Source organism: Massilia norwichensis, from assembly GCF_024753245.1.
Lineage (GTDB): Bacteria > Pseudomonadota > Gammaproteobacteria > Burkholderiales > Burkholderiaceae_D > Telluria > Telluria norwichensis.
This window is the reverse complement of record NZ_JANUGX010000015.1, coordinates 15,057-35,596: the sequence shown is the minus strand read 5'-3', so window position 1 is coordinate 35,596 and position 20,540 is coordinate 15,057. Positions and strand designations below refer to the sequence as shown.

The 20,540-nt window shown below is 66.9% G+C and carries 22 protein-coding genes and 2 tRNA genes; 10 read left to right on the top strand and 14 right to left on the bottom strand.

Annotation, left to right across the window (positions count from 1 at the left end):
- Positions 1 to 2 precede the first annotated feature (2 nt).
- Genes NX782_RS13750 through NX782_RS13740 form a run of 3 tightly spaced genes read left to right on the top strand, consistent with a single transcriptional unit; the run spans position 3 to position 2,400 of the window.
- On the top strand, positions 3 to 836 hold the full coding sequence (locus NX782_RS13750) for a hypothetical protein (protein WP_258846034.1): 834 nt from the start codon (positions 3 to 5) through the stop codon (positions 834 to 836).
- Positions 833 to 1,678 carry a hypothetical protein gene (locus tag NX782_RS13745; RefSeq protein WP_258846033.1) on the top strand — a complete coding sequence of 282 codons (846 nt, stop codon included), beginning with the start codon at positions 833 to 835 and terminating at the stop codon, positions 1,676 to 1,678. Before NX782_RS13750 ends, NX782_RS13745 begins: the two co-directional genes overlap by 4 nt.
- Positions 1,675 to 2,400 carry a hypothetical protein gene (locus NX782_RS13740; RefSeq protein WP_258846031.1) on the top strand — a complete coding sequence of 242 codons (726 nt, stop codon included), beginning with the start codon at positions 1,675 to 1,677 and terminating at the stop codon, positions 2,398 to 2,400. Before NX782_RS13745 ends, NX782_RS13740 begins: the two co-directional genes overlap by 4 nt.
- A gap of 16 nt (positions 2,401 to 2,416) precedes the next feature.
- Here NX782_RS13740 and NX782_RS13735 read toward each other — a convergent pair whose 3' ends face one another.
- The 5 genes from NX782_RS13735 to NX782_RS13715 all read right to left on the bottom strand — a co-directional run bounded on the left by NX782_RS13735 (position 2,417) and on the right by NX782_RS13715 (position 7,739).
- On the bottom strand, positions 2,417 to 3,100 hold the full coding sequence (locus NX782_RS13735) for a YceH family protein (protein ID WP_258846030.1): 684 nt from the start codon (positions 3,098 to 3,100) through the stop codon (positions 2,417 to 2,419).
- A gap of 25 nt (positions 3,101 to 3,125) precedes the next feature.
- Positions 3,126 to 3,866, bottom strand: coding sequence for a serine O-acetyltransferase (gene cysE / locus NX782_RS13730; RefSeq protein WP_258846029.1), 741 nt, complete (start codon positions 3,864 to 3,866; stop codon positions 3,126 to 3,128).
- A 49-nt stretch (positions 3,867 to 3,915) separates the two neighbouring features.
- Entirely contained in the window at positions 3,916 to 4,665 is a 750-nt protein-coding gene (gene rlmB, locus NX782_RS13725) for a 23S rRNA (guanosine(2251)-2'-O)-methyltransferase RlmB (RefSeq protein ID WP_258846028.1), read from the bottom strand.
- Between the two features lie 4 nt (positions 4,666 to 4,669).
- The gene (gene rnr, locus NX782_RS13720) at positions 4,670 to 7,348 is read right to left on the bottom strand and encodes a ribonuclease R (RefSeq protein WP_258846027.1); all 2,679 of its coding nucleotides are present in this window, start codon (positions 7,346 to 7,348) and stop codon (positions 4,670 to 4,672) included.
- 166 nt (positions 7,349 to 7,514) lie between these two features.
- Entirely contained in the window at positions 7,515 to 7,739 is a 225-nt protein-coding gene (locus tag NX782_RS13715; protein WP_258846026.1) for a hypothetical protein, read from the bottom strand.
- Here NX782_RS13715 and NX782_RS13710 point away from each other — a divergent pair.
- Positions 7,710 to 7,794: transfer RNA gene (locus NX782_RS13710), tRNA-Leu, on the top strand. The two genes, NX782_RS13715 and NX782_RS13710, sit on opposite strands and share 30 nt — an antisense overlap.
- Before the next feature lie 44 nt (positions 7,795 to 7,838).
- Positions 7,839 to 7,923, top strand: a tRNA-Leu gene (locus tag NX782_RS13705).
- A 100-nt stretch (positions 7,924 to 8,023) separates the two neighbouring features.
- On the opposite strand, the gene NX782_RS13700 is transcribed toward NX782_RS13705, so the two are convergent.
- Together NX782_RS13700 and cueR are read right to left on the bottom strand one after the other, a co-directional pair.
- Positions 8,024 to 8,878 carry an alpha/beta hydrolase gene (locus NX782_RS13700; RefSeq protein WP_258846025.1) on the bottom strand — a complete coding sequence of 285 codons (855 nt, stop codon included), beginning with the start codon at positions 8,876 to 8,878 and terminating at the stop codon, positions 8,024 to 8,026.
- 9 nt (positions 8,879 to 8,887) lie between these two features.
- The gene (gene cueR, locus NX782_RS13695) at positions 8,888 to 9,277 is read right to left on the bottom strand and encodes a Cu(I)-responsive transcriptional regulator (RefSeq protein ID WP_308632952.1); all 390 of its coding nucleotides are present in this window, start codon (positions 9,275 to 9,277) and stop codon (positions 8,888 to 8,890) included.
- A 106-nt stretch (positions 9,278 to 9,383) separates the two neighbouring features.
- Between cueR and NX782_RS13690 the strand changes: the two genes are divergently transcribed.
- Complete coding sequence (locus NX782_RS13690; RefSeq protein ID WP_258846021.1) at positions 9,384 to 9,587, top strand: hypothetical protein; 204 nt, start codon at positions 9,384 to 9,386, stop codon at positions 9,585 to 9,587.
- 55 nt (positions 9,588 to 9,642) lie between these two features.
- Positions 9,643 to 10,197: a phasin family protein gene (locus NX782_RS13685; RefSeq protein WP_258846020.1), complete on the top strand. Its 555-nt coding sequence runs from the start codon at positions 9,643 to 9,645 to the stop codon at positions 10,195 to 10,197.
- A gap of 20 nt (positions 10,198 to 10,217) precedes the next feature.
- Here NX782_RS13685 and tssA read toward each other — a convergent pair whose 3' ends face one another.
- The 7 genes from tssA to NX782_RS13650 form a co-directional block, all read right to left on the bottom strand.
- Entirely contained in the window at positions 10,218 to 11,258 is a 1,041-nt protein-coding gene (tssA, locus tag NX782_RS13680; protein ID WP_258846018.1) for a type VI secretion system protein TssA, read from the bottom strand.
- Positions 11,259 to 11,268: 10 nt separating this feature from the next.
- Positions 11,269 to 13,923, bottom strand: a complete 2,655-nt coding sequence (gene tssH, locus NX782_RS13675) for a type VI secretion system ATPase TssH (protein ID WP_258846017.1) — start codon at positions 13,921 to 13,923, stop codon at positions 11,269 to 11,271.
- Entirely contained in the window at positions 13,908 to 14,384 is a 477-nt protein-coding gene (tssE, locus tag NX782_RS13670; protein ID WP_258846015.1) for a type VI secretion system baseplate subunit TssE, read from the bottom strand. The genes tssH and tssE overlap by 16 nt, the downstream gene beginning before the upstream one ends.
- A gap of 84 nt (positions 14,385 to 14,468) precedes the next feature.
- Positions 14,469 to 14,960 (bottom strand): Hcp family type VI secretion system effector, encoded by a 492-nt coding sequence (locus tag NX782_RS13665; RefSeq protein ID WP_258846014.1) that lies wholly within the window; start codon positions 14,958 to 14,960, stop codon positions 14,469 to 14,471.
- A 30-nt stretch (positions 14,961 to 14,990) separates the two neighbouring features.
- Positions 14,991 to 16,487 (bottom strand): type VI secretion system contractile sheath large subunit, encoded by a 1,497-nt coding sequence (gene tssC, locus NX782_RS13660; RefSeq protein WP_258846013.1) that lies wholly within the window; start codon positions 16,485 to 16,487, stop codon positions 14,991 to 14,993.
- A complete protein-coding gene (gene tssB / locus NX782_RS13655; protein ID WP_258846012.1) occupies positions 16,487 to 16,990 on the bottom strand; it encodes a type VI secretion system contractile sheath small subunit in 504 nt (167 codons plus the stop codon). Before tssB ends, tssC begins: the two co-directional genes overlap by 1 nt.
- Before the next feature lie 26 nt (positions 16,991 to 17,016).
- Positions 17,017 to 17,598 (bottom strand): tetratricopeptide repeat protein, encoded by a 582-nt coding sequence (locus NX782_RS13650; protein ID WP_258846011.1) that lies wholly within the window; start codon positions 17,596 to 17,598, stop codon positions 17,017 to 17,019.
- Between the two features lie 212 nt (positions 17,599 to 17,810).
- Between NX782_RS13650 and tssJ the strand changes: the two genes are divergently transcribed.
- The 3 genes from tssJ to icmH all read left to right on the top strand — a co-directional run bounded on the left by tssJ (position 17,811) and on the right by icmH (position 20,531).
- Positions 17,811 to 18,233: a type VI secretion system lipoprotein TssJ gene (tssJ, locus tag NX782_RS13645; protein WP_258846010.1), complete on the top strand. Its 423-nt coding sequence runs from the start codon at positions 17,811 to 17,813 to the stop codon at positions 18,231 to 18,233.
- 184 nt (positions 18,234 to 18,417) lie between these two features.
- Positions 18,418 to 19,764, top strand: a complete 1,347-nt coding sequence (gene tssK, locus NX782_RS13640) for a type VI secretion system baseplate subunit TssK (RefSeq protein WP_258846009.1) — start codon at positions 18,418 to 18,420, stop codon at positions 19,762 to 19,764.
- Positions 19,761 to 20,531: a type IVB secretion system protein IcmH/DotU gene (icmH, locus tag NX782_RS13635; RefSeq protein WP_258846008.1), complete on the top strand. Its 771-nt coding sequence runs from the start codon at positions 19,761 to 19,763 to the stop codon at positions 20,529 to 20,531. Before tssK ends, icmH begins: the two co-directional genes overlap by 4 nt.
- Positions 20,532 to 20,540: the final 9 nt, after the last annotated feature.

Here is a 20,540-nt window from a genome sequence, read left to right as displayed (position 1 = left end):
GCATGCGGCGCATGCGCGGCATCCCCGCCTCCCTGCTGCCGGGTCTGCTGCCGGGTCTGCTGATGGGCCTGGCCTTGTGCGGCGCCGCCACCGGCGCCGCTGCCCAGGACCGGGACGGCGGCACGGTCCAGGTCAAGGCCGCCCGCGACCCCGAGATGCACAGCTACCGTGCGATCAGCGCCGGCCTCGACACCTTCGACGCCAAGCACGCACTGGCGCCGGACGCGCCGCTGTTGTTCCAGGCGCGCACCCGCGCCGGCAAGCCGCTCGACGCCGCGCTGCTGGCGGGCCATGCCGGCAGCGACCCGCTGGGCGCCGTGCTGGCCGGCGACGACGGCTACGCGCTGCGCCTGGCGCTCGACGCCGAAGGCCGCTTCCAGGTGCCGCGCAGCCAGCCGGCCTGGGACGCGAACGCCGAACTGCGGCTGAGTAAAAAACGCAGCGCGGTCCGGGTCTGGCCCTCGGTGCGGTCGCCCGGCCTGCTCGACAACCAGCGCCGCCTGGGCGACATCCGCCTCGAGTGCCAGGTCTTCGTCGCCATCGCCAAGAAAGAAGCGCCGCTGCACATCGTCCTGCTCGGCAATGCCATCATGCTGGGCAGCGACTGGTGCGCCTTCATGAAGAACAGCGATAACGCCTGGGACGCGACGACGCCGGGCATGCTGCGCGGCGCCACGTTGCGCGACGGGCAGCGCAGCCTCGCCCTGCGCGCCAAGGACACGCGCGTCGAAGTGCCGATCGGCGACACCAGCTGGAGCAACGACGCCATCGTCGAACTGGCCTTCGCGCCGTCCGACGCCCCATCCCATCCATCCCCGAAAGATGCCGCACCATGAAGATCGCTGCCCTGCTGCTGCCTGCCCTGCTGGCTGGTGTCGCCGTCCCCGCCCTGGCCGTAGAGCCGGAAAAGGACAAGGAACTGGACGAGCGCGGCACCGTCCACATCAACGCCATGAAGAATCCCGAGCTGAAGTCCTACCGCGCCCTGGTCGCCGGGCTGGACAAGTTCGACGATCTGCATGCGCTGGCACCCGCCGTACCGCAGCTGCGCTTCGAGGTCCAGGCCGGACGCAAGGCCGACAAGGCGCCGGCCGCCGACCCGCTGGCGGTGCGCATCGCCGCCGACGAATTCTCGATTCCGCTGACGCTCGACCAGGATGCGCGCTTTTCCGTGCCGCGCAGCCAGGCCGCGTATGACGCCAAGGCCGAACTGATCCTGAACCGCAAAAAGTACGCAGCCCGCGTCGAAACCTATGTGCGCACGCCGGGCCTGGCCGACGACCGCTACCGGATGGGCGACGTGCGTCTCGACTGCCAGGTGAAGGTCGCGATCGGCAAGGAAGAGATTCCGTTCTGGGCCAACGCCCTGGTTAACAGCATCCTGCTCACCACCGACTGGTGCTCGTGGTTCAAGGGCGCCACGCCGAAGGGCGGCGACCGCAGCTGGTCGCACAAGGCCGGCGCCGCCCTGAGCGCGGCCACCCTGCGCGAGGGCGAGCGCAGCCTGGCGCTGAAGGTCGACGGCAAGAGCTTCCGCCTGCCGATCGGCGATACCAGCTGGGGCAACGACGCGATGATCGAGCTGGTGTTCGCGCCGGACCCCGCGACGCCGCCTGAAGCAGTACCGGGCGCCGCCGAGGCGATGGAGGCGATGCGCGCGAAGGATGCGGCGCCATGAAGGCCGCCCTGTTCCTGCTGGCGGCGCTGGCGGGCGGCCTGTCTGGCGCAGCCAGCGCCGCTTCCGATGAGCCGCCCAGCGTGAACGTCAACAGTCTCAAGAATCCGGAGATGCACGCGTATCGCAGTGTCTGGGCCGGGCTCGATGCTTTCGAAGCGCACCATGCGCTGGCCCCGTCGGCGCCGCTGAAATTCCGCATCCTGCGCCCCGACGGCAGCCCGGTGAGCACAGCCGACGGCCTTGCGCTGCGCCTTGCGGGCGACAATGACTCGGTGCCGGTGCCGATCGGCGCGGACGGCCTGCTGACGATCGCGCGCGACCAGGCGGCCTACGATGCCGACGCCACCCTGATCCTGAACCAGAAAGCCGGCCTGTTCCACGCGTGGCCCGAAATCCGCACGCCCGGCTTGCCGCCGAACGTGCGCCGCCTCGGCGACTTGCGCCTGGAATGCCGGGTGATGGTGGCGATCGCCAAGGAACGGATGTCCTTCGTCGCCAAGGCCGCGCTCAACACGCTGATGCTGGGTAGCGACTGGGGCGGCAGGAAAAACATGAACCTGGCCTTTCCGGTCCCGAACGGACTGGAAAACGCAAGGATCAGCCACGACGGCCGCACGCTGGAACTGACCGTGCACGACAACGACTACATGGCGCCGGTCGGCGACCGCGGCTGGCCGGACGATGCGTTGATCGCGCTGCGCTTCGCACAGCCGGGGCGCTGAGCAAGCGCCTGACGCGCTACTCGAATTGCTGGCGGAAGGCGGCAAACTGGGCTTTGAGCTCGTCGACTTCCGCCCGCAGCGCCGCCACTTCCTGCTCCAGCTGCGCCGTCCGCCCGCCGCCGGACGCTGCCGCCGCGCCACCGCCACCGGTTGCATCGGCGCGCGCCACGTCGATCTCGCCGCCCAGCAGCTGGCCGTAACGCGGCTCCTTGGTGCCCGGCGCGCGCTCCAGGCGCGCGACCAGCGGCGGATACTTATCGATCAGGAACTGCAGCGCGGCGTCAAGCTCGGCCACCGACTTGAACTCGTGCAGGCGCCCGCTGCGGGTGCGGATCTCGCCGGCGGTCTGCAGGCCGCGCAGCATCAGCACCGTCAGCACGGCCAGCTTGTCCTGCTCCAGCGACCACTTGATGCGCATGCGGTGCTCGTACTTGATCACGCGCGCGCCGGCCTGCGACATGCTGCCGACCAGCTTGCGCTGCATCAGGCGCTGCAGGGTGTCGTGGACCACGTCCTCGGACAGCTGCATCACCGGATCGCGGCTGGACAGCTGGTTGCAGCCGTTCATGACGGCATTCAGCGACATCGGGTAGTTGTCCGGCGTGAGCGCTTCTTTTTCGGCCAGCACGGCCAGTACGCGGATTTCGTTGGGGTCCAGATCGGATGCGGGGTCGAAGCTGCCCGGGATGTCGTCAGTCATCTGCTCATTTGATTATTTAAATTGCTCATTCGACCAGGCGATTCAACTGCGCCTCGTCGAGCCTGTCGTTCTCGGCCAGGTTGGCGCAGGAGATGCCGGCTGCCTTGATGGTCGAGCACAGGCGTTCGATCTGTTCGTCCTGCTGGGCCACGTGGCTGATCAGGTTGCGCAGGGCCTTGGACAGCGGATCGTCGCCGTTCGGCGTCACGCCGTAGGCCGCGAACATCTGGGCACTGCGCACCTGGTCTTCCTTGCGCACGATGTGGGCCGGGTTGCCGACCGCGGTGGCGCCGTTCGGGACCGGCTTGACCACCACCGCGTTCGAACCGATCTTGGCGTACTCGCCGACCGTGAACGCCCCCAGCACCTGGGCGCCGGCACCGACGATCACGCCGCGCTCGAGCGTCGGGTGGCGCTTGGTGCCGGCCACCAGGGTGGTACCGCCCAGGGTCACGCCCTGGTAGATGGTGCAGTCGTCGCCGACCACCGCGGTCTCGCCGATCACGACGCCAAAGCCGTGGTCGATGAAGACCCGCCGGCCAATGGTCGCGCCGGGGTGGATCTCGATACCCGTGATGATGCGGGCGATGTAGGAAATGAAGCGGCCAGGCCACTTCAGGCCGGCCCGCCAGCAGGCATGCGCCCAGCCGTGCATGACGACCGCATGCAGGCCGGGGTAGCAGGTGAGCACCTCCCAGCCGTTGCGGGCGGCCGGGTCGCGTTCGATGATGCTCTGGATATCTTCGCGCAGCTTGGAGAAAAACATAGGCCGAATGGTAACGTATCCGCTCCGTCCGCGCTTGACCTGCCCTTGCTTACTGCTTCGGCTCCAGCGCCAGGCGCTGGCGGCGCGCCTCGTACAGGCAGACGCCCGAGGCGACCGAGACGTTCAGGCTCTCGACCGAGCCGAACATCGGGATGCTGACCAGCACGTCGCAGGTCTCGCGCGTCAGGCGGCGCATGCCCTCGCCTTCCGAACCCATGACCAGCGCGGTCGGGCCGGTGAAGTCGCCTTCGTACAGGCCCTTGTCGGCGTCGTCCGAGGTGCCGATCAGCCAGACGCCGCGTTCCTTCAGATCGCGCATGGTGCGCGCCAGGTTGGTCACGGTGATGTAGGGAACGGTCTCGGCGGCGCCGCTGGCGACCTTGGCGGCGGTGGCGTTCAGGCCGACCGAGCGGTCCTTCGGGGCGATGACCGCGTGCGCGCCGACGCCATCGGCCACGCGCAGGCAGGCACCCAGGTTGTGCGGATCGGTGATGCCGTCCAGGATCAGCAGCAGCGGCGGGCCATCCACCGCGTCCAGCAGCTCATCCAGATTGCGCGCCAGCGACAGCTGGCTGGCAAACGCGATCACGCCCTGGTGGCGGCGGGTGCCGACGATCTTGTCGAGACGCTCGGCATCGACCGGCATCACGCGCACGCCATGCTGCTTCGCGTGGGCGATCAGGTCGGTCATGCGGCGGTCGTTGCGGCCGGCGTCGACGAAGATCTCTTCCACCGATTGGGCCTCGTGGCGCAGCCGCGAGGTCACCGCATGGAAGCCGAAAATCATTTTATTTTTCATTCAATTACTTCTTTTTACTGGTTTTGGAAGCGGCCCTGGGGGCCTTTGCGGCGCTCTTGCTGGGAGCGCTCTGTTTTGCTGCAGCCGTTTTTACGGCGGTTTTTTTCGCGGCGGCTTTCTTGGCCGGCGCTTTTTTGGCGGCCGGCTTGGCGCTGCCATTGCCAGCCTTGCCGTTATCGGCCTTGCTGTTATCAGCCTTGCCGCGGCTGCGACGGGTTGGCGGCACGAAGACGATGTCGTCCTCGCTTTCGTCGCTGGCGCTGAAATCCGGCGGTACCGGCGGATCGCCCTTCATGCCATGCACCTGCTGCGGCGAGGCCGGCACGGCGGCCACCGGCAGGTCGGAAGCCCGCATGCCAGCCTCCGCTTTCGCCTTCCTGCGGCGCGGCGGCTTCGAGCCGTTCATCGCCTCGACGGCGGCAGCACGGGCGCGTTCCAGCGGCGCCGGGATCGGCTCTTCGGCCGGGGCCAGTACCAGGTCGATCTTGCGTGCTTCGAGGTCGACCTTCGCCACCTGCACGGTCACCTTGCCGGTCAGGCCGTAGACCTGGCCGCCGTTCTTGCCGCGCAGCTCGTGGCGCGCCTCGTCGTATTCGAAATAATCCTGCCCCAGCGCGGTCACGTGCACCAGGCCCTCGACGAACAGCTCGTCCAGCTGCACGAAGATGCCGAACGGGGTCACGCCCGAGATCACGCCGGTGAAGGATTCGCCCAGGCGGTCCTTCATGTAGTAGCACTTGAGCCAGTTTTCGACGTCGCGCGAGGCTTCGTCGGCGCGGCGCTCGTTGGCCGAGCAGTGCACGCCCAGCGCATCCCAGATCGTCAGGTCCTTCGGATCCTTCTGCTTGCCCTCGGCCTTGTCCTTGGCCTGCTGCTTGCGGGTCGCGTTCGACACCGTCGTGTTCAGCTTGGACAGGTCGATGCCGGTCGGCTCGTACTTCTTGCCCAGCAGGACCGCCTTGATCGCGCGGTGGGTCAGCAGGTCCGGATAGCGGCGGATCGGGCTGGTGAAGTGGGCGTAATGCTCGTAGGCCAGGCCGAAGTGGCCGACGTTGTCCGGGCTGTACACCGCCTGCTGCATCGAGCGCAGCAGCATGGTCTGCAGCAGGGTGGCATCCGGGCGCTCCTTGATCTGCTGCATCAGCTCGGCGTAGTCGCGCGCTTCCGGCTTCATGCCGCCGCCCAGGTTCAGGCCAACCTGCTTCAGGAAGGTGCGCAGCTGGTTCAGCTTCTCTTCGGTCGGCACCGCGTGGATGCGGAAGGTGCTCGGCTGGTCGTGGCGGATCAGGAAATCGGCCGCGCAGACGTTCGCCGCCAGCATGCATTCCTCGATCAGGCGGTGCGCATCGTTGCGGGTGCGCGGGATGATCTTCTCGATCTTGCCCATCGCATTGCAGACGATATAGGTTTCGGTGGTCTCGAAATCGATCGCACCGCGCGCCTGGCGTTGCTGCAGCAGCGCGCGGAACACCTCGTTCAGGTTCAGCAGGTGCGGCACGATGCCGGGACGGCGACCCGCTTCCGGCCCCTTGGTGTTGCCGAGGATGGCGGCGACTTCGTTGTAGGTCAGGCGCGCCGCCGAGTGCATCACGGCCGGGTAGAACTGGTAGGCGGTGACTTCGCCGGCGGCGGTGACGACCATGTCGCACACCAGGCACAGGCGGTCGACGGCCGGGTTCAGCGAGCACAGGCCGTTCGACAGCTTCTCCGGCAGCATCGGAATCACGCGGCGCGGGAAGTAGACCGAAGTCGAGCGCTCGATCGCGTCGTTGTCCAGGCCATCGCCGGGCTTGACGTAGTGGCTGACGTCGGCGATCGCCACCAGCAGGCGGTAGCCTTTGGTGCGGCCGATCTTGACCGGCTCGCAGTAGACCGCATCGTCGAAGTCGCGCGCGTCTTCGCCGTCGATGGTTACCAGCGGCACGTCGCGCAAATCGACGCGGTTGGCCAGGTCGGCGTCCACCACTTCGTTCGGCAGCCGGTTGGCCTGCTTGATCGCGCCCTGCGAGAACACGTGCGGCACGCCGAACTTGCGCACCGCGATCTCGATCTCCATGCCGGGGTCGTCCAGCTCGCCCAGCACCTCGACGATGCGGCCGATCGGCTGGCGGAAGCGCGACGGCTGCTCGATCAGCTCGACGCTGACCACCTGCCCCGATTTCGCCTTGCCCGGCGAGCCGTCGACCAGGATGTCCTGGGCGATGCGCTTGTCTTCCGGCGCGACGATCCAGACGCCGTTTTCCTGCAGCAGGCGGCCGATGATATGGGTATTCGCGCGCTCGGTGACTTCAACGATCGTGCCTTCGGGACGGCCGCGGCGGTCGGTGCCGACAATACGCGCCAGCACCTTGTCGCCGTGCAGGACCTTCTGCATCTCTTTATCGGGCAGGAACAGGTCGTCGCCCGGCTCGTCCGGAATCACGAAGCCGTAGCCGTCGCGGTGCGCGCTGACGCGGCCGGAGATAAAACTGGAATGGTCGGTCAGTGCATACTGGCCGGCCGGATTCGCGCGAAGCTGGCCGTCACGCTCCATCGCATTCAGGCGACGGGTGAGAACGCCCTGCGATTCCGGGTCCACCTGCAGGGCGCGTGCCAGCGTGCCGCTGTCGAGCGGCCCCTTGGCATCGCGGAAAACGCCGAGAATCTCCTCGCGGCTTGGAATGGTATGAGTTGGGTGCTTCAAATCGTTTTCTATTCTTGTTGAGCCAGTGACGCGCCGAAGTCTGTGCCGTGTCCGCACTTTCCGGCAGCGCAATGTTGGTTGGATTGACACCTAGACAGGCGTAGTGTAACGGAGGACCGGGGTATTCGCCTAACGTGCGCCGTCCAAGCGTGTCGAGGCTGCCCTTTCATTGGGCCTTTGACATTTTCCATTCATCCGCTATACTTTCGGTCTCTTCGCAAACGGCACAGTCGAATGCGAGGTTGCTGCGGTGGATTGCAGCCGGCAAAATGCAGATCGAAAGTTGGTCTAGCGCAAAACGGCAAAGCCTGATATCGTAGCGGAATTCGACGGCAACGTCGAGCGATGATTGCAAGGCCAGGCCCACGTGGCGGAATTGGTAGACGCGCATGGTTCAGGTCCATGTGCCGCGAGGTGTGGGGGTTCGAGTCCCTCCGTGGGCACCAAAAGCTACCTAGTTGTTGCAGTCAGTTGTACCGGTTGTTTGTATGCCCACGTGGCGGAATTGGTAGACGCGCATGGTTCAGGTCCATGTGCCGCGAGGTGTGGGGGTTCGAGTCCCTCCGTGGGCACCAAATGCTACCCGGCTTTAGAAATAAAGCTTCCAGAATACTGGCGCAAAACGCCGCAATCTTTGCAAAAGGATTGCGGCGTTTTGCGTTTTTGTTTTGTGGTTCAGCGCAGGTGCCGGGCCAGGAAAGTGCCGATGCGGCGCTCGTACTCGGCCGGCGCATACGCATGCAGGTCCACATGTTCGGCACCGTCGACGATCCACAGCGATTTCGGCTCGGGCGCGGCGGCGAACAGGCGCTGCGTTTCCGCCAGCGTCGTATGGCGGTCGGCGCTGCCGGCCGCGATCAGCAGCGGCGCTTTCACCTCCGGCAGGCGCGCGATCGGATGCAGCTGGGCCGGCTGGATAGCGAGCCGCAGCGGCAACTGCCACAGCAGCAGCTTCGCCAGCGGCTTGCCCAGCACGCCGAGACGCATGCGCAGCCTGTCCTCGACCGCTTCCTCGATGGTCGGATACATCGATTCGAGCACCACCGCATCGACCGGCGGACAATCGCGGCACAGCACCAGCGATGCGGCGCCCAGCGAAGTGCCGATCACGCCGATGCGCTGCCCCGGCGCCTGGCTGCGCAGCCATGCCAGCGCCACCCGCACCCCATCCGCTTCGCGCAGCCCGAAAGTCACCGCCGGCGCCAGGCTCTCGCCCTGTCCCGGCAGATCGGCCAGCAGCACGCCATAGCCCTGCGCGTGCAGGAAGCGCGCGCGCCCGATCATCGCACGGCGGTCGCTGCGGATTCCGTGCAGCAGCAGGACCGCGCCGCGGCCGCTGCCCGCCAGGTACCAGCCTTCGACCCGCATCTGCGGGCCGGCGGCCAGCGAGACTGCCTGCGCCTGCGGCCACGGCGCCGGGCCGACATGCTGGCGCCGCACCGCGATCAGCGAGGAGCCGGCGAGCCAGGTGGCGGCCGCGCCGAGCAGAATCAGCACGCACAGGGACAGCAGCAGGGTCTGGATGCGCATGCCGGCCCGTCAGTGCGTGGCCAGGTCGTCGAGGATCGGGCAGTCCGAGCGCTGGTCGCCGTGGCAGGAGCGGGCCAGCGCCTCCAGCGTGCGCTTCATCGCCTGCAGTTCCTCGATCTTGCGGTTCAGCTCCGCGATATGCTGTTCGGCCAGTTGGCGCACCTCGGCGCTGGCCCGGCCGGGGTCCTGCCACAAGGCCAGCAACTCGGCGATCCGTTCCAGCGGGAAGCCGAGCGCGCGACCGCGGTGGATGAACTGCAGCACGCGGACTTCCTGCTCGCCGTAGACGCGATACCCGGCAGCCGTGCGCCGCGCCGCCGGCAGCAGCCCGATCGATTCGTAATGGCGGATCATCTTGGCGGACACGCCCGAGGCCTGCGCCGCTTCGCCGATATTCAGCATCGTCTTCTCCCATGTCCTGTACAGGATACACCTTCCCATCGTGGGAAGCTCAAATGGGTCGGTCCGCTTGACTTGGCGGCCGGCTGCCCTCAAGCTCGGCCACATGAAGAGAATCTGCGTTTCCCTGCTGGCCCTGGCGCTCGCCGCCCCAGCGCTCCTGCATGCCGGGCCTGCCCCCTGGTACCAGTGGCGCAGCAAGACCACCGGTAACCTGGTCTGCTCGCAGACGCCGCTCGGCGAGGGCTGGACGAAGTTCGCCGGACCCTATCGCGATGCGCGTTGCGAACTCCGCATGACTGCGAAATAATGTAAAAAGACAAACATTGAGTACGGCCCCCGAGAACCCAACCGAGGAGACACCGATGTTCACCAACCCCGAGCAATTCGCCAACGCCACCAAGACCCTGTTCGAACTGCAGATGGAAACCTTCAATGCCCTGGCCAGCAAGGCCGTGCAGGGTGTCGAGCAGGTGGTGGCGCTGAACATGCAGACCGCAAAGAATTCGATGGAAGGCGCAATGGCCGCCAGCCGCCAGATGAGCCAGGCGAGCGACCCGAAAGCGGCGATGGACACGCTGCAGTCGCAGATGCAGCCGGGCGTGCAGAATGCGCAGGCCTACGGCGAGGAACTGCGCCGCATCATCGCCGACATCCAGACCGACTTCCAGCAGGCCGCCGACACCCACCTGGTGGAAGCGAAGAACACGCTGTCGGCGCTGATCTACGACGTCACCCAGAACGTCAAGCCGGGCCAGGAGAATGCGGTCGAGATCATCAAGGCCGCGATCGACAATGCCTTCAAGGGCTACGAGCAGGTCACCCAGTCGACCCGCGATGCCATGCGCCGCGTTGAGGAACAGGTGGCGCGCGCCACGTCGCAGCTGGGGGCCGCTGCGGGCCAGGCACCGAAGTCCTGACCCGCCCTGCCTGCGCCGCCTCAGCTTCCCGCAGGCGGCGCGACGCCCAGCATCTCTTCGATGTGGGCGAACGAGGCATCGTCCTTCACCACCGAGCGCAGCCACACGTGCAGCGGTTGCTCGCCCCAGTGCGCAGCCTTGTCGGCCAGGTAGGCGACCGGGCTGTGCGGCTCGGTGCGGCGGAAGAATGCGGCGACTTCGCGCAGCTGGGCGATGGCATGCTCGCGCGATTGCAGCGGGCCGGCCGGGACGGCGCCTGCGGCTTCGGCCGCCGCCGCCATCTGCGGCGCGGGCTGCGCTGAAGCCGCCGACGCCGCCTCGCCGGGCTTGCCCGACTTGTCCGCCGCCTTGCCGCCCTCCTTCACCATCGGCTTCACGAACAGCATCACGCTCTGCAGGCCGGACTTGGCCGCGCTGAAGCTCGGGCCGTCCACGCCCAGGCGCGCGTCGACGCTGTGCTCGATGCGTTCGAGCGCGCCGGCGCAGTGCTCGCAGTCGCGCAGCAAGGCTTCGTAGAAAGCGGAAGCGCTGCGCGCCTTGGCCGCTTCCAGCTTGGCCAGATCATCGCCGCCGCGCATGCGGGCGACGTCGAAATCGCGCAGCGCGTGGCCGCCCTGCCCGCTTTGGCCCTCCGTCAGCGGGATCTCGCGCAGCAGCGGCGCGATGCGCGAAGCCATCCACGACAGGTTGCCGATGCGCCGCTCGACGCCATCCTCGTCCGGCAGCGGGTACAGGCCGTCCCAGTAGCGGTCGCACAGGGCCGCGATCAGGACCAGGCTGTCGGCCAGACCTTTCAAGCCATCGGTGCGGGCCGCGGCCTCGGCCAGCCACACCGCCAGCTGCAAGTCCTTGCTGCGCTTTTCGATCAGTTGGGCGCACTGCCTGGCCACGAACTTCCAGTCCGCCTCCTTCAGCTCCGTGACCCAGGCGCCCTGCTCGATCGAGGGATCGTCGGCCTGGCGTGCCCGCACGATCTCGTCGATCTCGCGCGAGAAGGCCAGGTCCTCGCCGCAGGGCCGTTCGGGCGAGACCGGCGCCAGCAGCTTTTCCATGTTCAGCATGCTGCCCTCCTCACGCCGGCTCGACGGCGTACTTGATCTTGCCGGCCTTGGTCGCGCTGACCTTGATCTGGCGGATGGCCCCGCCCGCGGCCATCGCCGCCAGCACGTTGTCGGCGATCTCGGGCAGCAGCGTGCCGTTCAGGATGGTGTCGACGTTGCGTGCGCCGGAATCGACTTCGGTGCAACGCGCCAGCACGGCGTTGATCAAGGCTTCGTCGTACAGGAAGGCGGCATTGTGGTTCGTGGCCACCCGCGCCTTGATGCGTTCCAGCTTGAGCCGGATGATGTTGGCCAGCACCTCGTCGTCGATCGGGTAGAACGGCACCACCGTCAGGCGCCCGAGGAAGGCCGGCTTGAAGTGCTTCATCAGGCCGGGCCGGATCAGCTCTGCCAACTGCGCCGGGGTCGGGCGCTCGCTGGCGGGTTTGTTCAGGCAGGCCTGCATGATCTGCGCCGATGCCGCGTTCGAGGTCAGGATGATGATGGTGTTACGGAAGTCGATCTGGCGCCCCTCGGCATCGTCGAGCACGCCCTTGTCGAAGACCTGGAAGAACAGTTCCAGCACGTCGCTGTGCGCTTTCTCCACCTCGTCGAGCAGCACCACGCTGTACGGGTTGCGGCGCACGGCTTCGGTCAGCACGCCGCCCTCGCCGTAGCCGACATAGCCCGGCGGCGAACCCTTCAGGCCGGACACGCTGTGCGCTTCCTGGTACTCGCTCATGTTGATGGTGACCAGCTTCTTCTCGCCGCCGTACAGCAGGTCGGCCAGCGCCAGCGCGGTCTCGGTCTTGCCGACGCCGGAAGTGCCGACGAACAGGAACACGCCCTTCGGCTTGTTCGGGTCTTCGAGGTTGGCGCGCGCGGTGCGCACACGCTGGGCGACGATGGCGCTGGCATGCTGCTGGCCGAGGATGCGCTCGTCCAGCATCCCCTGCAGGTTCATCACGGTGCGGATCTCGTCCTTCACCATGCGGCCGAGCGGAATGCCGGTCCAGCTGGCGACGATGCCGGCCACCGTGTGGCCGTCGACCTGCAGCGGCACCAGCGGGGTCTCGCCCTGCAGCTCGCGCAGCTCGGCGATCAGCGTTTGCAAGGCTGCGCTGTTACCATCGCCGGCTTCGAGACGCGTGCGCGTGGCGTGGATTTCGCTTGATATCGCCTGTTCGCGGTCCCATTGCGCACGCAGGCGTTCCTGTTCCTGCAGGCCGGCCTCGCGCTCGGCGCGTAATGCCGTCAACATCGAAGCATGGTCGGCGCCGCCGCTCTCCTCGCGCACCAGCACGGCGATGCGCGCATCGAGCCGTTCCAGGCCGCGGGTCGCTTCCTCCAGCGCGGCCGGCGTCGCCTTCTGGCCCAGGGCGACCTTGGCGCAGGCGGTGTCCAGCACGCTGATCGCCTTGTCCGGCAGCTGGCGTCCGCTGATGTAGCGGTGCGACAGCCGCACCGCTTCACGGATCGCCTCGTCGAAGATGCGCACGCCGAAGTGCTTCTCCATCAGCGGGGCCATCGCGCGCAGCATGGCGCAGGCGGTGTCCTCGCTCGGCTCCTCGACCTTCACCACCTGGAAGCGGCGCGCCAGTGCGGCATCCTTCTCGAAATACTTTTTGTACTCGCCCCAGGTGGTGGCGGCGATGGTGCGCAGTTCGCCGCGCGCCAGGGCCGGCTTGAGCAGGTTGGCGGCGTCGTTCTGGCCGGCTGCGCCGCCGGCGCCGATCATGGTATGGGCCTCGTCGATGAACAGGATGATCGGGTGCAGGCTTTTGCCGACCTCCTCGATCACGTTTTTCAGACGGTTCTCGAACTCGCCCTTGACGCTGGCGCCGGCCTGCAGCAGGCCCATGTCGAGGGTGTGGATCTCGACCCCGCGCAGCACGTCCGGCACGTCGCCCTGGGCGATGCGCAGCGCCAGTCCTTCGACCACCGCGGTCTTGCCGACGCCGGCCTCGCCGGTCAGGATCGGGTTGTTCTGGCGGCGGCGCATCAGGATGTCGATCGCCTGGCGGATCTCGGCATGGCGGCCGATCACCGGATCGACCTTGCCCTCGCGCGCACGCGCCGTGAGGCAGGTCGTGTACTGGTCGAGCGCGGGCGTCCTGCCGGGCGCGCTCGACTGCAGCTCGCCAACCGGGTCGCCGCCCGCCTTGCCCCGCGCCTGCGCATTGTCCGTCAGCGCCGGCGCTTCGCAGGAGCCGCGCGTGAGCTTGTCGAAGTCGTGCTTCAGGCGGTCGAGCGGGAAGTCCATGAAACAGCGCGAGGCGCGCTGGGCCAATTGCGCCAGGCCGGGTTCGGCCAGCAGCGCCAGCAGCAGGTGGCCGCTGCGGATGCGCTGCTCCTGGCCCGGTGCCGGCTGACCCAGCGAAGCGATCAGCCACGCATGTTCGAACAGTACCGGCAGGTGGCGCGAGAACACCGGCGTGCGGCCGCTGCCGCCCGGCATGCGCTCGACTTCCTTGCGCAAGTCGGTTTCCAGCGCCGTCAGGCTGATCCCGGCGGCGCGCGCGGCCAGCACGAAGTCGCTGGCCGGCTGTTCCAGCAAGGCCAGGAACAGGTGCTCGATGTCGACCTCGTACTGGCCGAAGCCGACGCAGATCCCGGCCGCGCGCGTGGCCGCCGCGCGGGTGGTGTCGTTCAGCTTGCCGATCAGGGTCTTCAGGTTGATGTCCATCGTCTATTCCTTTCTTTCGCGATCGCGTAATGCAGATTCGAGGGCTGGAGGACAGCATTGAAGTCGACCGGCTCGCTGCCATCGGCCAGGTGCAGGGTGGCGTGGATGACGAAGTGGAGCCGGTTTACGCTGCCGGCTTCGCGTTCCAGCGAAGCGCTGACGTTCTTCAGGCGCGGCTCATGGCGCTCGATCGCGTCCTTCAGGCTGGCGCAGATGGCAGCCCGGTCTTCGCTGCTGGACAGGCAAAAGCCCGCGAAGTCGGCCAGGCCGTAATTCAGGATCGAGGAGCGCACCTCGGGGGTGGTATCGAAGCGCCCGGACGGAAAGCCGAGGCGCGTATTGAGCAGGGTTTCGAGCTCGCGCGCCAGGCTGTCCTTGAGCTGCTCGACGGCGCCGCGGGTGCTGCCGCTGCCGGTTTCTCCCATCAGGCGGTCCAGCAGGCCGGGGACATAGGCTGTCATCGCTGCTCCAAAAAAGACCGCGGCACGAGGCCGCGGCAAGCGCGCTGGCAACGAAGCGCAGGAAGAACGCAATTACTTGTGGACTCAGGCCACCTTATTGGCGGACAGGTCCCAGCCGCCCGATGTATTGCCGCCGGAGCCGCCGCCGATCTTCTGCTGGGTGTACTTCCACTTCACCTTCGAGAACTTCAGGCCGACGTGCTCGGACATGAAGTCGCCTTCCTCCACGCCCGGCTTGATCGAGCCGATCAGCACGTTTTCGAGTTCGATCTCGAAGTACTTGACCCGTTCGCCCTGGCCGTCGGCGCGCATGAACTCGAGCTTGGCCTTGGGGATGGTCTTGCCGGACGAGCAGGTCTGCAGCAGCACCGGCGAGGACAGGTCGGCCAGCTTGGTGATCGCGATTTCCTCGTGTTCGCAGCGCTCGGCGGTGTGGCCGCCGCCGGTCGAGGAGGTCGCCGACTTCGGCTGGATCACGCCCCAGTTCACCGATTTGCACTCGATCCAGTCCTTGTGCTTGTCGTCGGCCGACTCGCCCTTGATGCCGTCGATTTGCAGGTACACGTCTATCGCCATTTCTTACTCCAGTCTTGGTGGGTGAATGAATCAGGATTTGGTCGACTGCGGCAACTCCGCGACCAGTCGGAGCGAAACGGACAGCTCGTCGAGCTGGAAGTGCGGACGCAGGAAGGACACCGCGCGGTAGACGCCGGGGCGGCCCGGCACTTCCGCCACCTGCACGCTGGCTTCGCGCAGCGGGAACTGGGCCTTCTGTTCCTGGCTGGCGTTATCGTCCAGCAGCACATATTGGGTCAGCCAGCGATTCAGATAATCCTCGACATTCGAGGCGGCGGCGAAGCTGCCGATCTTGTCGCGCATCATGGCCTTCATGTAGTGGGCGATGCGCGAGACCGCGAAGATGTACTGCAGCTGCGAAGACAGCAGCGCGTTGGCGTTGGCGGCGTCGTTGGCGTACTTGCGTGCCTTCTGCGCCGACTGCGCGCCGAAGAAGGCGGCGTAGGAGGTGTTCTTGCAGTGCACCAGCGAGATGAAGCCGAGGTCCGACAGCTCCTTCTCGCGGCGGTCGGTGATCGCCAGCTCGGTCGGGCACTTCAGCGCGACCTCGCCTTCGTCGGTCTTGAAGGTGTGGGTCGGCAGGTTCTCGACCAGGCCGCCGCCTTCGACGCCGCGGATCGCCGCGCACCAGCCATAGTCTTCGAAAGCCTTGGTCAGCTTGGAGGCGAAGGCATAGGCCGCGTTACACCACAGGTACTTCTGGTGGTCGCTGCCGTCGACGTCCTCGACGAAGTTGAAGCCTTCGGTGGCCATGCCGTCCATCGGGTTGTACGGCAGGCGGCCCAGGAAGCGCGGCAGAGTCAGGCCGACGTAGCGCGAGTCTTCCGATTCGCGGAACGCCTTCCACTTCGCGTATTCGACGGTGTCGAAGACCTTGGCCAGGTCGCGCGGCTTGCCGAGGTCGCCGAAGCTCTCGACGCCGAACAGTTCCGGCGCGGCGGAGGTGATGAAGGGCGCGTGGCTGGCCGCGGCCACGTGCGACATCTGTTCGAGGAAGTAGACATCTTCGGGCTGGCGGCTGATCTCGAAATCGCCGATCAGGGCGCCGTAGGGTGCGCCGCCGAAGGTGCCGAATTCCTCTTCGTAGATTTTCTTGAACAGGCTGCTCTGGTCGAATTCCAGCGCCGACTGGAAGTCCTTCACCAGCTCGCGCTTGGTGGCGTTGAGCATGCGGATCTGCAGATTGGTCGAGGTCGAGGTGTTCCGCACCAGGTAATTCAGGCCGGTCCAGCTGCGTTCCAGCTTCTGGAATTCGGGCGCGTGCATGATGGCCGAGAGCTGGCTTGAAATCATGCGGTCCAGCTCCGCCAGGCGCGCATCGATGGTCGCCGACAGGTTGCTGGAGATGACCATGGTGCCTTCCATCACCTGGGTCACCAGCTCGGAGATGATGTCGCGCGCGCGTTCGTGCTCGCTGCTCGACTTCGCCACCCTGCTCTGCTCGACGATCTGGTCGAGCAGGCCGGTGTCCAGCTCGAGCGCCTGCGCCGCTTCCGGGCTTGTCACGCTGTCCAGGATCGCCGCCATTATTGTTCCTCCTTGGTCTTGCGCAGGCTGTCCAGCTTTTCGGTGTTGGTCAGCACGTCGTTCAGGATGTCTTCCAGCTTGTCGTTCCCTGCCAGCTTGTTGCGCAGGTCGGCCAGCTTGCTGCGCGCATCCAGCAGGCCCTTGAGCGGCGCCACCTGTTGCACCACCGACTCCGGCCGGAAGTCGGCCATCTCGCGGAACTGCAGGCTGACCGCGAATTCGCCGCCCTCTTCCGACAGGTGGTTCTCGACGCGGAAGTTGGCCACCGGCGCGACCGCGTTCAGCACCTCGTCGAAGTTGTCGGCATCGACGCTGACGAAATTGCGGTCCTTCAGGCGCTTCTTGGCGGCGTCCGGATCGCTGCCGAAGTCGCCCAGCACGCCGACCACGAAGGGCAGCTCCTTGTTCTCGATGGCGTCGCCGATCTCGACGTCATAGGTCATCTGCACGCGCGGGGCGCGTACTTTCTGCAGGCGTTTCTGCACGCTTTCATTCTTGGGCATGTCGGCTCCAGGCTGGGTAGAAGGTTTTACTTGAGCGCGCCGAAGGGGTCGTTGCTGGCCGGGCGCGCGCCGGACGAGGAGCTGATCGCCTTCTTGCCGGTCGTGTCTTTCGGACGCACTGCGGCCGGGCGCGCGCCGTTCGACACCAGCACCTCTTCGTTCAGGCTGGTGCGCAGCAGCTTGGCCAGCTCCTGGGCCTCGGTGCGCACATTGCCGCTCAGGTTGTTCTTCTGGCTCAGGTCGGCCAGCGCCTTGCTGGTCACGCGCAGGCCGCTGACGGCGACGATGCTGTTGGCCAGCGTGTCGTCGGGATCCCGCTCCAGCGCTTCCAGAGCGCTGACGATGGCTTCGCCGTAATCGGTGCTGTCGAAGCGCATCTGGGCCATCCTCACCCACGGCGTCTTGTCGACCGGGAAGGTGCTGCCGGCGCTCTTCAGCAGCGCATAGGCTTTGTCGGTCTGACCGGCCAGCACGGCGGCGTCGACCTCGGCCATCGCGGCGGCCATGGTGGGTACCGGCTTGGCGCTGCCGGCCCCCTGGCCACCGCTGGCACAGGCCGACAGGATCGCGATACAGACTAGACTCGGCATCAGGCGTTGGAACTTCATCTGGCTCTCCCTAGGTGAAATCAAGCGCCATTATTGGCGCGCGGTTTCTCGAAAGAATTGCGTGGCATCAACGGAAGTTTCCCCGGTCCTTGCGTACCGTCGAAGCGCTCGTTGCGCCGGGTCAGCGCGTGCGGATGCCGATCCCCGTTAAATGTCGCTGACGATCCATTTACCAAGGGCAACATTACGCCATGGCTCCTGTCCGTCTTTCCGTGCTTCTTCTTAGCGTCCTGCTGGCAGCCTGCGCCGGCGGCGCCGGTTCCTCGTCCGGCGGGCTGCTCGAAGCCGCCGGCCTGCGCAAACCGCCGCCGCTGCCGGAAGCCCAGCAGCCGCCGCGCAAGGTCGTCGTGCGCCTGCATGCGGCCAAGCGCCTGAACCTCGATGCGCGCGGCCAATCGCTGGCGCTGCTGGTACGGGTCTACAAGCTGCGCCAGCGCACCGCCTTCGAGCAGGCGCCGTATGCCGCCTTCCTGACGCCGCAGAGCGAGCGCGAAGCGCTGGGCGCCGACCTGCTCGAGGTGCGCGAACTGACCCTGGTGCCCGGCCAGCAACTGGAACTCAACGAAACCCTGCCGCGCGAGGTGGGTTGGCTCGGCGTGGTCGCCCTCTTCCATTCGCCGCCGGCCCAGGGCTGACGCCTGGCCTTCGCCGCGCCCGAGGCGGAAAAGGCCGGCGTGACAATCGGTCTGCACGCCTGCGCGATGCGCAGCAACGGTGTGGGCAGCAGCCCCGCTGCGGGCAGCGGCCTTGTCCGGTGTCAATGAAGTCCGCGTGGTTTCCTCCAAGCTAGAGATTTGTGACACTTCGCAGGAGGCATCCGTGAAACCACCATCGAAGGTGCTGTGGGGCGAGGGCCTGTTCCTGCGGCCCCAGCATTTCCAGCAGCAAGACCGCTACCACGAGGCGCGCCTGAACGACACCGCCAGCGCCCTTCACCCGTATTGCTGGGGCGTGCGCAAGCTCGAGATCGACCTCGACGCGTTGAAAGCCGATACCTTGCGCATCACGGGCCTGTCGCTGATCTTCCCCGACGGCGAGATGCTGCACGCCCCCGAGCGCGACGCCCTGCCGCCCCAGGTCCGGCTCGGCGAACTGCCGCCGTCGGTGCAAACGCTCACCTTCCACGCTGCCCTGCCGTCGCTCAAGGACCATGGCGAGAACTGCGCCGCGCGCGGCGAATCGCGCCTGGACACCCGCTTCGGCCAGCATGAACACGATACCTTCGACCTGTTCACCGACGCCGCCAGCGCGCCGGTTGCCTACCTGACGCGCAGCCTGCGCCTGGTGTCGGAACTGGAACCGCTCGAACCCTACGAGACCATCCCGTTGGTGCGCCTGCGTCGCCTGCCGCTGGGCGGCTTCGAAGTCGACCACGGCTTCGTGCCGCCCAGCCTGTCGATCGATGGCGCGCCCGGGCTGCACGGCATGCTGACGCGGCTGATGGAAAAGCTGCTGGCCAAGGTGCATGCGCTGTACGGCCACTACCGCGAGCCGAGCAAGAACGTGGTCGAACTGCGCGGCGGCGATGTCGCCTCGTTCTGGTTGCTGCACACGGTCAGCAGCGGCTACGCCGGGCTGACCCACTTCCTGGCGCACCGCGAACTGCATCCCGAGCGCCTGTTCCATGAGCTGCTCGGCCTCGCTGGCGGCCTGATGACCTTCTCGCGCAGCAGCAAGCTCGAAGACCTGCCGGCCTACGCGCACCAGGACCCGGGCCCCGCCTTCGCGCGCCTGGACACCATCCTGCGCGACCTGCTCGACACCGTGATCTCGTCGAAGTACTTCTCGATCGCGCTGACGAACGAACGCCCCTCCTACCACCTGGGTGCGCTCGACTCGGGCAAGATCAACGGCCAGACCACGCTCTACCTGGGCGTGGCGGCCGACATGCCGGCCCTGCAGCTGGTCGAGATCGTGCCGCTGCGCTTCAAGATCGGCGCTCCCGAGGACGTCGACAAGCTGGTGCTGTCGGCCATGCCGGGCGTGCGCCTGGTGCACGCGCCGCAGGTGCCGAGCGCGGTGCCGGTACGCCCCGACACCTATTACTTTGTGCTGGAAAACCGCGGCGTGCTGTACGAAAGCATGCTCAAAGCCCAGGCGATCTCGATCTATGTGCCGAACGGGATTCGCGACCTCAAACTCGAACTCATCGGAATCGCAGCATGAGCCATCACGTCGAAAGGCGCGCCGCGCCGCCGCAGCCCGGCAGCCGCAACGCCGCCGGCAGCGCCCCCACCTCCCTGGTCGACATCATGTACGAGGGCTTCTATGCGCTGTTCCTGCTCAAGAACGGCAACGGCCCGCAGGACAAGACTGCCTTCGCCGACCACATGACGCGCTTTCTCGGCGATGTCGACCGCAATGCCAAGGCGCTGGGCGTGCCGGCCGACGACGTCACCGCGGCCAAGTACGCGTTCTGCGCGGCGGTCGACGAGATCATCCTGCGCTCCGACTACGAGATCCGCGAAGCCTGGGAGACCCGTCCGCTGCAGCTGCGCCTGTTCGGCGACCAGCTCGCCGGCGAGCACTTCTTCCAGCGTCTGGAGGACCTGCGCGCGAAGGGCGCCGTGCACCTGCAGGCGCTGGAAGTCTTCCACGTCTGCCTGCTGCTCGGCTTCGAGGGACGCTTCGCGCTGGACGGCCGGGACAAGCTGAACTACCTGACCGCGCGCCTGGGCGACGAGATCGCCCGCATGCGCGGCAAGAACCGCGGCTTCGCTCCGCACGCCGAGCGCCCCGACCAGATCGTGCACAAGCTGGGCAGCGACCTGTCGCTGTGGGCGCTGACGATGGTATTCGCGGTGACGGCCCTGGGCGGCTACCTGGGCTTCCGCACCGCGCTGGCGCACGAGACGGACCGGGCACTGGCTGGCTACAACGACCTGGTGAAACTGCCGCCGCAGTCGGCGAACGTGACGATCACGCTGCCTTGAGCCGTTTGG

Coding starts and splice junctions, on each gene's coding strand:
- NX782_RS13750 (WP_258846034.1), top strand. CDS start 3: ATGCGGCGCATGCGCGGCATCCCCGCCTCCCTGCTGCCGGGTCTGCTG.
- NX782_RS13745 (WP_258846033.1), top strand. CDS start 833: ATGAAGATCGCTGCCCTGCTGCTGCCTGCCCTGCTGGCTGGTGTCGCC.
- NX782_RS13740 (WP_258846031.1), top strand. CDS start 1,675: ATGAAGGCCGCCCTGTTCCTGCTGGCGGCGCTGGCGGGCGGCCTGTCT.
- NX782_RS13735 (WP_258846030.1), bottom strand. CDS start 3,100: ATGACTGACGACATCCCGGGCAGCTTCGACCCCGCATCCGATCTGGAC.
- cysE (WP_258846029.1), bottom strand. CDS start 3,866: ATGTTTTTCTCCAAGCTGCGCGAAGATATCCAGAGCATCATCGAACGC.
- rlmB (WP_258846028.1), bottom strand. CDS start 4,665: ATGAAAAATAAAATGATTTTCGGCTTCCATGCGGTGACCTCGCGGCTG.
- NX782_RS13715 (WP_258846026.1), bottom strand. CDS start 7,739: ATGCGCGTCTACCAATTCCGCCACGTGGGCCTGGCCTTGCAATCATCG.
- NX782_RS13700 (WP_258846025.1), bottom strand. CDS start 8,878: ATGCGCATCCAGACCCTGCTGCTGTCCCTGTGCGTGCTGATTCTGCTC.
- NX782_RS13690 (WP_258846021.1), top strand. CDS start 9,384: ATGAAGAGAATCTGCGTTTCCCTGCTGGCCCTGGCGCTCGCCGCCCCA.
- NX782_RS13685 (WP_258846020.1), top strand. CDS start 9,643: ATGTTCACCAACCCCGAGCAATTCGCCAACGCCACCAAGACCCTGTTC.
- tssA (WP_258846018.1), bottom strand. CDS start 11,258: ATGCTGAACATGGAAAAGCTGCTGGCGCCGGTCTCGCCCGAACGGCCC.
- tssH (WP_258846017.1), bottom strand. CDS start 13,923: ATGGACATCAACCTGAAGACCCTGATCGGCAAGCTGAACGACACCACC.
- tssE (WP_258846015.1), bottom strand. CDS start 14,384: ATGACAGCCTATGTCCCCGGCCTGCTGGACCGCCTGATGGGAGAAACC.
- NX782_RS13665 (WP_258846014.1), bottom strand. CDS start 14,960: ATGGCGATAGACGTGTACCTGCAAATCGACGGCATCAAGGGCGAGTCG.
- tssC (WP_258846013.1), bottom strand. CDS start 16,487: ATGGCGGCGATCCTGGACAGCGTGACAAGCCCGGAAGCGGCGCAGGCG.
- tssB (WP_258846012.1), bottom strand. CDS start 16,990: ATGCCCAAGAATGAAAGCGTGCAGAAACGCCTGCAGAAAGTACGCGCC.
- NX782_RS13650 (WP_258846011.1), bottom strand. CDS start 17,598: ATGAAGTTCCAACGCCTGATGCCGAGTCTAGTCTGTATCGCGATCCTG.
- icmH (WP_258846008.1), top strand. CDS start 19,761: ATGAGCCATCACGTCGAAAGGCGCGCCGCGCCGCCGCAGCCCGGCAGC.